The organism is Actinomadura sp. NPDC048394 (assembly GCF_040651755.1).
GTDB classification, from domain to species: Bacteria; Actinomycetota; Actinomycetes; order Streptosporangiales; family Streptosporangiaceae; genus Spirillospora; species Spirillospora montaniterrae.
In genome coordinates, this window is sequence record NZ_JBEZJL010000024.1 from 32,791 (window position 1) to 46,700 (window position 13,910).

Annotated in this window: 14 protein-coding genes; 9 read left to right on the plus strand and 5 right to left on the minus strand. The window is 71.8% G+C overall.

Annotation, left to right across the window (positions count from 1 at the left end; translation table 11 throughout):
* Positions 1-24 precede the first annotated feature (24 nt).
* Positions 25-867 (minus strand): LLM class flavin-dependent oxidoreductase, encoded by an 843-nt coding sequence (locus tag AB0C78_RS19115; protein ID WP_360749426.1) that lies wholly within the window; start codon positions 865-867, stop codon positions 25-27.
* Positions 864-2,099 carry an ATP-grasp domain-containing protein gene (locus AB0C78_RS19120; RefSeq protein WP_360749429.1) on the minus strand — a complete coding sequence of 412 codons (1,236 nt, stop codon included), beginning with the start codon at positions 2,097-2,099 and terminating at the stop codon, positions 864-866. Before AB0C78_RS19120 ends, AB0C78_RS19115 begins: the two co-directional genes overlap by 4 nt.
* Before the next feature lie 128 nt (positions 2,100-2,227).
* On the opposite strand from AB0C78_RS19120, the gene AB0C78_RS19125 reads away from it, so the two are divergent.
* The gene (locus AB0C78_RS19125) at positions 2,228-3,661 is read left to right on the plus strand and encodes an amidase family protein (protein ID WP_360749432.1); all 1,434 of its coding nucleotides are present in this window, start codon (positions 2,228-2,230) and stop codon (positions 3,659-3,661) included.
* A gap of 46 nt (positions 3,662-3,707) precedes the next feature.
* Here AB0C78_RS19125 and vph read toward each other — a convergent pair whose 3' ends face one another.
* A complete protein-coding gene (gene vph, locus AB0C78_RS19130) occupies positions 3,708-4,571 on the minus strand; it encodes a viomycin phosphotransferase (RefSeq protein WP_360749436.1) in 864 nt (287 codons plus the stop codon).
* A gap of 171 nt (positions 4,572-4,742) precedes the next feature.
* Here vph and AB0C78_RS19135 point away from each other — a divergent pair, with 171 nt between their 5' ends.
* Entirely contained in the window at positions 4,743-5,069 is a 327-nt protein-coding gene (locus AB0C78_RS19135; RefSeq protein ID WP_360749439.1) for a hypothetical protein, read from the plus strand.
* Positions 5,070-5,185: 116 nt separating this feature from the next.
* Positions 5,186-5,425 (plus strand): hypothetical protein, encoded by a 240-nt coding sequence (locus AB0C78_RS19140; RefSeq protein ID WP_360749442.1) that lies wholly within the window; start codon positions 5,186-5,188, stop codon positions 5,423-5,425.
* Between the two features lie 107 nt (positions 5,426-5,532).
* On the opposite strand, the gene AB0C78_RS19145 is transcribed toward AB0C78_RS19140, so the two are convergent.
* Positions 5,533-6,780, minus strand: coding sequence for an ROK family transcriptional regulator (locus AB0C78_RS19145; RefSeq protein WP_360749445.1), 1,248 nt, complete (start codon positions 6,778-6,780; stop codon positions 5,533-5,535).
* A 150-nt stretch (positions 6,781-6,930) separates the two neighbouring features.
* Here AB0C78_RS19145 and AB0C78_RS19150 point away from each other — a divergent pair, with 150 nt between their 5' ends.
* A complete protein-coding gene (locus tag AB0C78_RS19150) occupies positions 6,931-8,055 on the plus strand; it encodes a substrate-binding domain-containing protein (protein ID WP_360749448.1) in 1,125 nt (374 codons plus the stop codon).
* 34 nt (positions 8,056-8,089) lie between these two features.
* Here the strand turns inward: AB0C78_RS19150 and AB0C78_RS19155 are convergent, their stop codons facing one another.
* Complete coding sequence (locus AB0C78_RS19155) at positions 8,090-8,932, minus strand: helix-turn-helix transcriptional regulator (protein ID WP_360749451.1); 843 nt, start codon at positions 8,930-8,932, stop codon at positions 8,090-8,092.
* 144 nt (positions 8,933-9,076) lie between these two features.
* On the opposite strand from AB0C78_RS19155, the gene AB0C78_RS19160 reads away from it, so the two are divergent.
* From AB0C78_RS19160 to AB0C78_RS19180, 5 genes are all read left to right on the plus strand, one after another.
* Complete coding sequence (locus AB0C78_RS19160) at positions 9,077-9,331, plus strand: Atu4866 domain-containing protein (RefSeq protein WP_360749454.1); 255 nt, start codon at positions 9,077-9,079, stop codon at positions 9,329-9,331.
* A 77-nt stretch (positions 9,332-9,408) separates the two neighbouring features.
* A complete protein-coding gene (locus AB0C78_RS19165; protein WP_360749457.1) occupies positions 9,409-10,167 on the plus strand; it encodes a glucose 1-dehydrogenase in 759 nt (252 codons plus the stop codon).
* Between the two features lie 62 nt (positions 10,168-10,229).
* Positions 10,230-10,997, plus strand: coding sequence for an SDR family oxidoreductase (locus AB0C78_RS19170; RefSeq protein ID WP_360749460.1), 768 nt, complete (start codon positions 10,230-10,232; stop codon positions 10,995-10,997).
* Positions 10,998-11,222: 225 nt separating this feature from the next.
* The gene (locus AB0C78_RS19175) at positions 11,223-11,420 is read left to right on the plus strand and encodes a hypothetical protein (RefSeq protein ID WP_151537771.1); all 198 of its coding nucleotides are present in this window, start codon (positions 11,223-11,225) and stop codon (positions 11,418-11,420) included.
* Positions 11,421-11,431: 11 nt separating this feature from the next.
* Positions 11,432-13,570, plus strand: coding sequence for a DNA translocase FtsK (locus AB0C78_RS19180; RefSeq protein WP_360749464.1), 2,139 nt, complete (start codon positions 11,432-11,434; stop codon positions 13,568-13,570).
* The last annotated feature ends 340 nt before the right edge of the window (positions 13,571-13,910 follow it).

Sequence of the window (13,910 nt, forward strand, 5' to 3'; positions counted from 1 at the left end):
GCCGCACGGCGGGGGCGCGGGCGGTCAGCCGCCGGTGACGGCGGGCGCGACCTCCTTCATGAAGCGGCGCAGGTCCCGGACGCCGCCCGCCGGATCGACCATCTGGACGACGAAGTGCCGCACGCCGAGGTCGCGGTCGGCGCACAGCCGCCGCGCCAGCTCCCGCGGGGGCCCCGTCAGGACGAAGCCGGGGACGTCGGCGCGGTGCGAGAAGGCGATCTCGTAGTTCGCCGACACCCGCGCCCTGCCCGTCCGGGGGATCAGCTCGCCCAGCCGCGCGGTGTCGGGCGCCCAGCAGTTCCACCAGTCCGCCCGCTCGCGCGCCAGCGCCAGCGTCCCCTCGCCGACGCCGCCGATGGTCAGCGGGATCCGGGTCTGGACGGCGGCCGGGCCGCCCTGCGGGTCCCGCACGGTGAAGAACTCGCCGGCGTGGTCGACGGGCCGTCCGCTGACGACGAGGCCGAGGACGTCCAGCAGCTCGGCCAGCCGGGCCCGCCGCACGCGGGGCGGGTCCGCGGTGAAGCCCAGGCCGGTCAGCTCGGACGGCGAGGAGCCCCAGCCGAGCCCGAGGTTGAGCCGCCCGCCGCTGATCTGGTCGAGCGTCACCGCCATGCGGCCGAGCAGCACCGGGTTCCGGAACGACTCGCACAGCACCAGGTGCCCCACGCGGACGGCGCTGGTCCGGGCCGCGATCGCCGTCGCGACCGTCCAGCCCTCCAGCGCCCCGCCGGGCACCCCCGGCAGCGCCAGGTGGTCCATGAACCAGACGGCCTCGAAGCCGAGATCCTCCGCGGCCTCCGCGAGCGTCGCCAGCTGCGCGAAGCTCCGCCCGACCTGCGGCAGGTACAGCCCGAACGTCGGCGTCACGCGCCGGTCTCCACGTGCAGGAGGCGCTCCGCCTCGTCCAGGACCCGCCCGCACTCCTCGATCGATCCGGACACGGCGACGGCGTAGGCGATCCGCCCGTACCGGATGTCGCGGGACGGCGGGGACACCGTCTCGCCCGGCTCGGCGAGCGTCACGGCGCGCACCACCTCGGGCGGCAGCCGGTCCTCGTCGAACCGGATCGCCCGGATCGTCGTGTCGTCGCGCTCGGGGTGGAAGAACCGGATCCCGGCCGTGAGCTTCCGGTCCGGGGCGAGGACGGGCGGCAGCCCGCACGCCGCGGCCGCCGACACCAGCCCCGGGTCGATCCCGGTCGCGTACCGGCCGAGCAGCGACAGCAGGTCGCCGCCCAGCCGCCCGTTCAGCTCGATGACCTTGGGACCGCGCCGCGTCAGCCGCATCTCGGTGAACGTGACGCCCTCGGTGAAGCCGAGCGCCGAATGCGCGGCCTGCAGGACCTGCATGACGCGCAGATCGGCGAGCAGCGGGTCGGCGCCGTCCACGAAATGCCCGAGCTCGGCGAAGAACGGCGCGTAGCCGACGACCTTGCGGGCCAGGTAGATCGGCTGCACCCGGCCCCGGTGCACCACCGAGTCGATGCTGATCTCCGGCCCGTCCAGGTACTCCTCGACCAGCACCGGCGTCTCGTACCGCGGCGCCCCGGCCGCACGCGCGCCGGCCGACCACGGGAACCACGACTCGAGCTCCTCGGGGCCGTCCACCCGGACGATCCCGATGCTGCCGGCGAGCCCGCGCGGCTTCAGCACGGCCGGGTACCCGGTCCGCTCGGCGGCGCGCAGCGCCTCGTCGGTCCGCGACACCGCGATCGAGAGCGGCTGCGGGACGCCCGCCCCGGCCAGCGCGGACCGCGTGAGGTGCTTGTCGCTGCAGGCGACGACCATCTCCGGCTTCCCGCCCGGCAGGTCCAGGCTCTCGGCGACGTACGCGGCCGGCACCGCCAGGTCGTCGGACCAGCTGACCACGCCGCGCACCTCGCCGGCGGCCGCGATCCGGACGGCCTCCCGGATCAGCGCGGGCACGTCGAAGACGTCGTCGAAGACCGTGCTGCCGCAGATGTGGGGCCGTTCCCAGGTCGGTTCGGCGCGGCAGAACAAATGGACCCGGTAATCGACTCCGACGGACTCCAGAAGATGGCCGCGAAAAAGCTCGGACCCGTGGCCGATGACGAGGAGGAGCGGTCGTGTGTCAGGCATGCGGATCCCTTCTCCCGCACGGCGGCCGATAGCCGCTTCCGCATGATCGAATCTACAGTGCATAAAGTGAAAATAAAAGGACGGGAACGCGGACGGGCCCGCCCGGCGGCACGGCGGAGAGGACGGCCATGAGCGATGACTTCCTGGACCTCGACGGGGTCGCGCAGGCCGGGCTCGTCCGGACCGGGCGGCTGAGCCCGGCCGAACTCGTCGACGCCGCCATCGACCGGATCGAGCGCCTCGACCCGGTGCTCGGCGCGCTCGCCGCGGAACGGTTCGAGCGCGCGCGCGACGAGGCCGCCCGGCCCGCCCGGCCCGCCCGCGGCGCCTTCGCGGGCGTCCCGTTCCTTCTCAAGGACGCCGTGCAGCACTCAGCCGGCGACCGCTACCAGCACGGCATGACCTACCTGCGCGAGCATCCATGGGTCTCGCCCGCCGACACCGCGCTCACCGGCCGCTACCGCGCGGCCGGGCTCGTCCTCCTCGGCCGGACGAAGGTCCCCGAGCTCACCATGTCGCCCACCACCGAACCGCTCGCCCACGGCCCGGCCCGCAACCCGTGGGACCTCACGCGCTCGTCCGGCGGCTCCAGCGGCGGCTCCGCGGTGGCCGTCGCCTCCGGCATGGTCGCGTTCGCGCACGGGAACGACATGGGCGGCTCCATCAGGATCCCGGCGTCGTGCTGCGGCCTCGTCGGCCTCAAACCGTCCCGCGCCCGCATCACCCTCGCCCCCTACGCCTCGTACTGGGGGCCGCTAACCCACGAGCACGTGCTGACCCGCACCGTCCGCGACAGCGCCGCCGTCCTGGACGCCACCGCCGGCCCCGCCCCCGGCGACCTCACCGCGGCCCCGCCCCCGTCCCGTCCCTGGACGGCGGAACTCGGCGCCGACCCCGGGCGCCTGCACATCGGCCTTCTCCAGGAACGGCCGTCCGGCGGGCCGGTCGCCCCCGAGTGCGTCACCGCGGTGAACGCCACGGCCCGGATGCTGGAGTCGCTCGGCCACCACGTCCGGATACTCGCCCCCGGCGCCTTCGCCGACGCCGACGGCGTCTCGGCCATGGGACTCGTGATCGCCACCTCCGTCGCCCGCGACGTCACCGCCTGGGAACGGCGCATCGGCGTCCCCATGCACGACCTCGAACCGGGGACCGCCGCAGCCGTGACCCGAGGCTCCGCGACCACCACCGCCCAACTCCTGGACGCCCTCGACGTCCTGGCGCGGTGGAGCCGCCGCATCGTCCGCGCCTCCAGCGCGGTCGACATCGTCCTGAGCCCCACCCTGCCGGGACTCCCACCGCCCCTGGGAACGCTGAGCGGCGACCGCCCGCTCAGCGAAACGGCACCGGCCTGGACCGCCATGGCGGAACTGGCCGTCCTCAGCAACATCTCCGGCCAGCCCGCGATCTCCCTCCCGCTGCATCGGACCGAGACCGGCCTGCCGATCGGCGTCCAGCTGACCGCCCCGTACGCGCGGGAAGACCTTCTCTTCCGGCTGTCCTCCCAGCTCGAACGAACCGCGCCGTGGCCCCGGACCCCGTCCCACCTCACCCGCTCCTGACTCGCTGGGCTGTGACCGCATAGGTTCGCCGGTGTGCTGGTGTACCTCAGCGGTAGCCGGCCAGGCCATCCGCGAGTTCTGCCTCGTCGCCGTCGCGGATCGCGTAGAGGGCTTGCTGCAGGGCGAACGTGCCGCGGATCGCGGCGATGCGGGTGAGGAGCCCGCGGTCCGACCAGCCGCCCAGGGCGAGCACCCGCTCCAGGAGCTCAGGGCCGTAGCCGGCACCGATGGCTGCGAGGTCTTCGGCCGGGTCGCCGAGCGCGACATCGTCCCAGTCGAGCACTCCGGAGAGGCGCGGCCGCCCGTGCGTCCACTCCCACAGGACGTTCTCGGCACCGAGGTCGCCATGCACCACCGCTCGGGTGAGGTGGGGAAGGCCGTCGAGTGCCGTGAGTTCCCGACCGGCCCGCAGGCGCCCGCTGTCGGACATGAGCTGGAACAACTCCGCGCGCACGCTCTCCGCGAACAGCCCCCACCGGCCTGCCGGTGCCTGCGGCAGGACCGCTCGTACCGTCTCGTCGGTGCCGGCACGGGCCAGGCCGGACAGCAGCATGGCGTACTGCGCCGCCACGGTGTCGAACACTTGGGCATCGTTGAGGGCGTCGGCCTGCAGCGGTTCGCCGGGTATGCGGCTGAGTACCAGGAACGGCGCCTCGCCGGTGCCGTGGGCGCCGCCCTGGAGCAGCGGCTCAGGTGTGCGGAAGCCGAGGTCGAGGCCGGCGAGTGCGCGCAGTGCGGCGGCCCGCTGGGGCAGCCGGGCGGCCGCCGCCCGGGTTCGAGGCAGGCACACGACGCGGTCCGAGCCGATGACCACGATGTGGAATTGCCCCTGACGTACTGCAAGGTCGTCCGGTTCGTCGGCGGGCAGCAGACGGCCCAGCAGAGCGCGATGCGTCGCACGGATGCTCACGAGCGTGACCTCTCGATCCTTCGATGGGGGCGGAGGTGATGTGCACGAAGTGTCGTCAGGCCCGCCGGCCGATGGCGGTGAATCGGATGTACCCGTTCGGATGGTAGTCGTGTGACTACAGATAGTGATATTCGTGGTTTTCCGGTTCCCGGACACTCCGAAAGAGGACCTATGATCACGCGCTTGTCCCTGGCCGGCCTCGCCCTGGCCGCCGCTCTCGCACCCGGCGCTCCCGCCCTCGCCTCCACGAGACCAGCACAGGTCGCCCTTCCCGGGTACACATGCGACCGGCTGGTGTGGCAGGGCGGGAACCAGTGGGACGGGGTCGACCGCTGCGTCCCGTCCGCGGGCGCCTCTGCCAGCGGCCCCCTCGACGACCCCTTCACCATCACCAGCCGGGAAACCGGCGCCACCTTCACCTGCACCCCGAATTCCTTCGGGCACGCCGGCACGGCCCAGACGCCCCAGCGGGTCCTCGGCAACCGCTGCTCCCCATGACGGACCCGGCTTGACGCTCGGGCGGGGCGCGATCACCGCGCCCCGCCCGCCCTTCCGGCGCCCGTCACCGTCTCCGCGAGCACCACGACGCTCGCACGTGCTGATGTACTGGATGAATGGACCCGCGACGCATCGCGCTCAACCGGCGGCACAGCCAGGAGATGGGCTCGCTGTTCGCGAGATTCCTCGACGCCCATCCCGATGTCGAGTCCGAAGTTCCGTCGGCCCAGATGACCGACGAACAGGATGCCGCGTGGACGGAGTTCAGCGCTGAACTCCTTCGCCGTCATCAGGCCGAGCGCTCGGCTCTCGCCGACGTACTCGAGGCCGAACAGCGCCAGCGCGAAGCCCGATGACCGAACGGTTCACCTGGCCTAGGCGATGGTCAGTGCCTAGCTGATCGGCAGGACCAGTCACCGGCTCCCCCGCGATTGACCCGGCGTGCAGGACGCGGGGGCCTCGCTCACCGGGCCGGCGTCTCCTTCGTGGACGCGGTCCCGGGTCCCCGGGGCGTTCCGCCGAAGTGCGGGGCCAGGAGATGGGCCGACGTCTGGCGGGTCGCGAGGACGATCGCGCCGAACACCTCGGCGCGGTCGCCGAGGCGGCTGCCGGTGACGGTGATGCCCTGGACGAGCGGCGAGGGCAGGCGGTGCAGCAGCACGTCGCGGATCCCGTCCAGCAGCGGGCGGCCGACCGCGGCGACCTCGCCGCCGACGATCACCATCCGCGGTTCGAGCATCGCGCAGATGTCGGCCAGCGCCCGTCCGATCATGTGGCCCGCGTCGGTGACCACCCGCCGCGCCCCCGGATCGTCGGCGGCGAGCAGGGCCACCAGATCGGCGATGGTGGTGTCCGGGCCGCGGGTGCGGGCGAACGCCGCCGTGAGCGCCCGCGCCCCGACGACGGTCTCCAGGCAGCCGCGGTTCCCGCAGCGGCAGACGTAGCCCCCGTCGACCACGGCGATGTGGCCGAGCTCGCCCGCGGCCCCGGTGGCGCCCTGGTAGGGGCGGCCGTCCAGGATCAGCCCGGCGCCCACGCCGTCGGACAGCATGACGTAGATCAGGTCGTCGACGCCGTGCCCCGCGCCGAAGGTCCACTCGGCGAGAGCGCCGAGGTTGGCGTCGTTGCCCACGTGGACGGGCAGCCCGATGCGCTCCCTCAGGCGTTCCGCGACGTCGACGTCGGTCCAGTCGGACAGCATCGAGGGCTGGCTCAGCGTGTGCGACCGCGACCGGACGGGAGCCGACACCGCGACGCCCATGCCGAAGACGCGCCCGGCGTCGCGCCCGACGGTGGCGACCAGGTCGAGGGCGGTGCCGGCGATGAAGTCCAGGGCCTCGTCCGGCCGGTGGTCGACGTCGATCTCGTGGTAGCGCTCGCCGAGCACGCCGCCGGACAGGTCGGCGAGCAGCACGCGGATGTCGGTGTGGCGCAGATGCACGCCGAGCAGCCCGCCGCCCTCCGGGTTCAGGGTGAGCGGGGTCGCGGGACGGCCGCCCCGGGGCGCGGACGGCACCGCGCCCTCCGCCGACTCGGTCAGCACGCCTTCGGCCAGCAGGTCGTTGACGAGGCCGGAGACGGTCGTCCGGGACAGGCCGGTGGCCCGGGCGATGTCGACCCTGCTGATCCGGCCGTGCCGCCGGACGGCGTCGATGACCAGCAGCCGGTTGCGCGACCGCAGGGAGGTGAGGGAACCGGGCGCGTCGTCCATGGCGGCAACCCTAGGAGTTTATCCGTACTCCGTTCAAACTATGGCCATTTGTGGACTCTTTTGTTCTTGACGCTGATTAACCGGCGTTTCTACAGTTCAGCAAAGCCGGCGGCCGGGCAGGGCCCGGCCTCCCACCCCTTTGGAGTTGGCATGCGCAAGAAGACATCGGCGCTGGTTGCCAAAGACACCGTCCTCCGCAAGGGGATCGTGTGCCTGACCGCCCTGACGACGGCCGCGGCGGTCACCCTTTCCGCGTGCGGGGACGGATCCGACGACTCGACCGGCGCAACGAGTTCGGCGGTGAAGGGCAAGGTCGGCGTGATCCTCCCCGACACGACCTCGTCCACCCGGTGGGAGAGCTTCGACCGGCCGTACCTGGAGCAGGCGTTCAAGGCGGCGGGCGTCCAGTACGACATCCAGAACGCGGAAGGCTCGACGCAGCGGTTCCAGACGATCGCCGACCAGATGCTGACGAGCGGGGTCAGCGTCCTGCTCGTGACCGGGCTCGACTCCAACTCCGCGGCGGCGGTGCAGCGCAAGGCCCAGTCGCAGGGCGTCAAGACGATCGACTACGACCGGCTGACGCTCGGCGGGGTGTCCGACTACTACGTCTCCTTCGACAACGTCAGGGTCGGTGAGGAACTGGGCAAGGGCCTGCAGAAATGCCTGGGCGACAAGGCGGCCAACATCGCCTACCTGGACGGCTCGCCGACGGACAACAACGCCACGCTGTTCGCCCAGGGCGCGCACAACATCCTGGACAAGGTCTCCAAGTACAAGAAGGTGGCCGAGCAGCCGGTCCCGGACTGGAAGCCGGAGAAGGCGGCGACCATCTTCGAGCAGATGTACACCGAGCAGCACGGCAAGATCGACGGTGTCCTGGCCGCCAACGACAACCTCGGGAACGCCGCGGTGGCGGTGGTCAAGAAGAACGGGCAGGGCGGAAAGGTCGCCATCACGGGCCAGGACGCGACCTTGCAGGGCCTGCAGAACATCCTGGACGGCTCGCAGTGCATGACCGTCTACAAGCCCGTCAAGCAGGAGGCCGACGCCGCCTCCAAGCTCGCCATCTCCCTGCTGAAGGGGCAGAAGGGCGAGACGAGCGCCACCGTGAAGGACCCGCAGGGCAAGCGCGATGTGCCGTCCGTGCTGCTGATCCCGATCGGGATCTTCAAGGACAACGTCAAGCAGGTCGTCGACGACGGCTTCGTCAAGGCCGCCGACCTGTGCAAGGGCGCCTACGCGTCCAAATGCAAGGACGCCGGCATCCAGTAAACCGAGCACCCGCCCCAAGACGAGACACAGACATTCACCTGTGCGGTTCGTTTTGGCGGCGGGTGGCGTGGATGGTGCCGAGGAGGTCGAGGGCCTGGGCGTCGGCGCCGCCCGGTTCGGCGTGGTAGATCACGAGCTGCTGGCCGGGGGCGTCGCGTACGTCGAAGGCCTGGTAGGTGAGCGTGAGCGGGCCGACGTCCGGGTGCAGGAAGCGCTTGGCGTCCTGGGTCTTGCCCCGTACCGTGTGGGCGTTCCAGAGACGGGCGAAGTCCGCGCTCTGATCGGCGAGGGTGCGGACGAGCTCGGCCAGCCGCGGGTCGTCCGGGTCGAAGCCCGCCGCCTGGCGGAGGTTGGCGACGGCGGCCTGGGCCGCCCGGTCCCAGTCGGTGTAGAAGCTCCGGCCGGCCGGGTCGAGGAAGGTCATGCGGGCCAGGTTGTCGGCCGGTTCGAACGGGGCGTAGAGGGCGTCGGCCAGAGCGTTCGCGGCGAGGATGTCCAGGGTCCGGTTCATCACGAACGCCGGGGTGTGGGGGTAGCCGTCCATCAACTGGCGCAGCGCCGGGCTGACCCGTTCGGCGGCCCGGGTGGAGGGCCGGTCGTCCGGGAGGGTCCCGGCCAGGCGGAACAGGTGCGCCCGGGCGTCGGTGTCGAGGCGCAGCGCGCGGGCTAGAGCGTCGAGCACCTGGGCTGAGGGGTTGCGCTCGCGCCCTTGTTCCAGGCGGGTGTAGTAGTCGGCGTTCACTCCGGCCAGGACGGCGACCTCCTCGCGGCGCAGCCCGGCGACTCTGCGGGTGCCGTAGCTCGCCATGCCGACGTCCTCCGGCCGCAGGGCGGCGCGGCGCGCGCGCAGGAATTCCCCCAGGTGGTTGCCGTCCATGCGGCCAGGCTATGCGGCGGTCGCGGGTGCTGCCTGGGTGCGCCGCACCCAGGCAGCACACGTCCTGGTGAATGCCCTCTGACCTGCGCAGACTCGACGAAGCGGGCCTAAGCTCGCGGAGTGTGCCACAGAGGGGGGACCAACATGATCCACAGTGGCGAGAACGTCGACGTGGTCGGGATGTGGGTGACGGCGGACGGTCACATCCGCCAGGAACTGCTGCCGGACGGACGCTACGACGAGGCCCGAGGCCGGCGGCGCAGCGCGTACACGGGCCGGTACACGGTGACCGGCAGCCACATCGACTACGTCGACGACACCGGGTTCACCGCGACGGGCGACATCCGGGACGGCGTCCTCTACCACGAGCACCTGGTGCTTTACCGGCAGCCGTCGTGACCGAGAACGCGCCCGGCAGCTCGCGGCACGGGACCCGACCCGAGCAAACGACAGCGATGACGAATCCGGAGGACGCCATGACGACACGACGACTCGCCGGCAGGGTCGCGCTGATCACCGGCGCGACCGGCGGCATCGGCGCGGCGACCGCCGAGCTCTTCGCCCGCGAAGGCGCCCGCCTCGTGATCACCGATGTCGCCGACGGACCGCTGCGGGACCTGGCCCGCCGGATCGAGGCGCTCGGCGCGGAGGTCGCCGCCGTCCGCCTCGACGTCTCCTCGGCGCGCGAGTGGGCGGAGGCGATCGCCGTCGTGCGCGAGCGCTTCGGCACCCTGAACGTGCTGGTGAACCTGGCCGGAATCGTGGACTGGCCGGGCATCGAGGACACGGCGGAGGACGCCTGGGACCGCGTCATCGACGTGAACCAGAAGGGCACCTGGTTCGGCATGAAGGCGGCGATGCCGCTCCTGCGCGCGAGCGGCGACGCCTCGGTGATCAACACCTCGTCGGTGCTCGGGCTCGTCGGCAGCGGCTCCGCCGCGGCCTACCAGGCGTCCAAGGGCGCGGTGCGCCTGCTGAGCAAGACCGCCGCGGTCGAGTACGCGCGCCATGGCGTGCGGGTCAACTCCGTGCATCCCGGGGTGATCGCCACGCCGATGATCCAGGAGATCCTGGACGAGCAGGGCGACCGCCAGCCCGACATCCAGCGCACCCCGATGCGCCGGGCCGGGCGCGCCGCCGAGGTCGCACCCGCTTACCTCTTCCTCGCCTGCGACGACTCCTCGTTCGTCACCGGCGCCGAACTCGTGATCGACGGCGGGCTCACCGCGCACTGAGCCGCTGTGGCTTCGTCCCACGCAGCGCCGGGACCCGGCCCTGAGAAGGAAGGAAAGGATCGATGACATCTGCGGATCCGTCCAATGGAACCGGCGAGTTCGCCGGAAAGATCGCCCTCGTCACCGGGGCCGCGCGCGGCGTGGGCAGGGAGACGGCCCGGCTGCTGCACCGCCGTGGCGCCCGGATCGTCGCCGTCGATCAGCGCCGGGAGGTGGAGGACCTGCGAACGGAGTTTCCCGGCGTGCATCCGCTGATCGGCGACGTCGCGGACGAGGCGGTGGCCGCGCGGGCAGTGCGGCAGGCCGTCGAGACGTTCGGCGGCCTGGATATCCTGGTCAACAACGCCGGCCGTGCCCTGAACAAACCGATCACGGACACGACGGCGCGCGACTGGGACGCGCTGATGGCCGTCAACGCGCGCGGCTCGTTCCTCTTCGCCCGCGAGGCCTTCCGCGCGATGCGGGAGCGCGGCGGCGGCGCCATCGTGAGCACGGGCTCGTACGTCTGCACGGTCGGCATGCCGGACGGCGCCGCCTACGCGGCGTCCAAGGGCGCCCTGGCCCAGCTCACCAAGGTCCTCGCCGTCGAGGGCGGCCCGCTCGGCATCCGGGCGAACATCGTGGCCGCGGGCGTCATCGAGACCGACTTCCTCGACACCTTCCGCGCCGACAGCCGCGCGTACCTGGCCTCCTTCGCCGGAGCGCAGCCGCTCGGCCGGGTGGCCCGCCCCGAGGAGATCGCCGAGGTGCTCTGCTTCCTCGCCTCACCGCGCGCCGGCTTCGTCACCGGCGCCGTGGTCGCCGCCGACGGCGGCTTCACCGCGATATGACGATCACGAACCCCGGAATCCGGCCCCGCGTCGCCGTGCGACCCGATCTCGCTATGTCTCGACGCGCCTGAGCTGAATGTCTGCTTCTGGAGCGGCACACCCCGGGATGGATCCGGTGTCCGGACGTCGGTGGGACGACACACCTTGCCGCACTTGCTTAACTATGGACGATCTTGTCGTTACTGTCGTACCCCAGGGTCGGCGACGGGGTCACCGGAGGTAACGATGCGGTCCGGACGGTGGGTGCTCGTCGTCTGGCTGATCATCGGAGCGCTCGCGGCGGGGCAGCGCCACTACTACGCCAAGTTCGACGGCAGCTGCGCCGATTTCGCCACGATCGGGATCACCCTGGTCTCCGGTCCGCTCAACTACATCGGCCTCAACCCCACCGCCTCCTGCAAGGTCCCCCAGCCGAGCAAGTGAAAGGCGGCGGGGTGCGAGCCGGTGAGGAACTAGCGCGTCGGTACCTGCTGGTCAGGCCCCTGGGTCAGGGGGCGATGGGGGAGGTGTGGCAGGCGCGGGATCTGCGCCTGGACCGGGACGTCGCGGTGAAGGTCATGCTGCTGCGCGCGACCAGCGAAGCGACGCGGCTCGCACTGGCCCGATTCGGCCGGGAGGGCAAGGCCGCCGCGCGGCTCAGCCACCCGCACATCGCCGACGTCCACGACATCGACGACCACGAGGGCCGGCCCTTCCTGGTGCTGCCCTTGCTGCCCGGTCCCGACCTGGCCACGCTGCTGGAACAGCACCCTGGCGGGCTGCCGGTGCGGCAGGCCCTCGAATACTGCGCTCAGGCCGCGGACGGCCTGGCGGCCGCGCACGCCGCGGGGGTGATCCACCGCGATGTCAAGCCCGCCAACCTCATCCTCGACCAGCAAGGCCGGGTCAAGGTGTGCGACTTCGGCATAGCCCGCCTGGAAGACGCGACCGCCGGGCTGTCGGCGACCGGGTCGGTGCTCGGCACACCTCACTACATGGCCCCCGAACAGGCCGACGGGCAGACCACCACCCCCGCGGCCGACGTCTACGCCCTCGGCGCCACCCTGTTCCGCCTGCTCACCGGACGCGTGCTGTTCCCCGGCGACAACCTGCTCGCCATCGTGGGCCAGCACTTGCACAAACCTCCGCCCGCTCCCAGCAGCCTGCGGCCCGCCATCCCCCGCGCCGTGGACGACTACCTGCTCGCTCTGCTGGCCAAAGATCCCTTCGCCAGACCGCCCAGCGACACCGTCCCTGCCCGGCTCCGGAGCCTCGCCGCCGGCAGCGAAGCCAAGGTCCTGGTAGCCGACGCGCAGCGGCCGTCCCGCACCGGCGGCCCGCACCATGAACGCGCGCTCGGCCCCTTGCCCGACGGGAGGAAATACAAGCTGCCCCCGGCCTCCCTGCTGCTCCGCGGCCCGGAACCCAAGCCGCGCACGAAGGCCAACGACACGGTGGTGAACGCGCTCGCCGGCGTGCTGGAGCAGTTCGGCATCGACGCGCAGGTCACCGGGTTCACCCGGGGTCCGACGATCACCCGGTACGAGATCGAGCCCGGCCCGGCCGTGAAGGTGGAACAGGTCACCGCGCTGACGAGGAACATCGCGTACGCGGTCAGAAGCGTGGACGTGCGGATCATCTCCCCGATCCCCGGGAGGTCGGCGATCGGCGTGGAGGTCCCGAACACCGACAAGGACGTCGTCAACCTCGGCGACGTGCTCCGCTCGCCCGACGCGACCAACGAGCGCCACCCGCTGGTCGTCGGCCTCGGCAAGGACGTCGAGGGCCGGGCCGTCGCCGTGAACCTGGCGAGGATGCCGCACCTCCTCATCGCGGGCGCGACGGGCGCGGGCAAGGCGACGTGCGTCAACGGGCTGATCACGTCGGTGCTGATGCGGGCGGCGCCGGACGAGGCGCAGATGATTCTCATCGACCCCAAGCGCGTCGATCTCACGATGTACCAGGACATCCCGCACCTGATCACGCCGATCATCAACGACCCGAACAGGGCGGCCAGGGTCCTCCGGTGGGTGGTCGGCGAGATGGACCGCCGGTACGACGACCTCGCCGCGTCCGGGTTCCGGCACATCGACGGCTTCAACAAGGCGGTGAAGACCGGGAATCTGACCGCGCCGCCCGGCGGCGAACGCGCCTACACGCCCTACCCCTACATGCTCGTCATCGTGGACGAGTTCGCCGACCTGATGATGGTCGCGCCCCGCGACGTCGAGGAGTCGGTCGTGCGCCTCGCCCAGCTCGCCCGCGCCGCCGGCATCCACCTCGTCCTCGCGACGGAGCGCCCCTCGGTGGACGTCTTCACCAGCCCCATCAGGGCCAACGTGCCGTCGCGGCTGGCGTTCGCGACGTCCTCCCTGCCAGACAGCCGCGTCATCCTCGACCAGCCCGGCGCGGAGAAGCTGATCGGGCAGGGTGACGCGCTGTTCCTGCCGATGGGCGCGAGCAAGCCGATGCGCATCCAGAACGCCTACGTGTCGGAGAAGGAAATCCACGGCATCGTCGAGCAGTGCAAGAACCAGATGGCCCCCGCCTACAGGGAGGACGTCATCTCGGATTCGCCAAGGCGGAACAGCTGACGGACCCAACGGGAATCCAGCCAGGCGCGCGGATTCGGGTGAACGCGAGCGTCCGGCGAAACGAGACCCGCGAGCGATCCGGTGCGCCGCGACGCGCCGCACGCTCGCGCGGATCTTCTCGGCGGTCTCCGGCTCGTCGCGTCCGGGGATCTCGGTGCCGAGCGCGGCGGCGCGGGCAGCGAGGATCTCCTCAAGATCGAGCTGGGCGATGACGGCGCCGCCTGCCGTCCTGCGGGCGAGGTCTCGGCCGCCACGTTCTGGTCGCAAGGGGTGGCTACTCTTCGGAATGAAATGCTGACCTTAAGTGATGTATGGATGGAGGGGAGGGGGCATCCGGCGC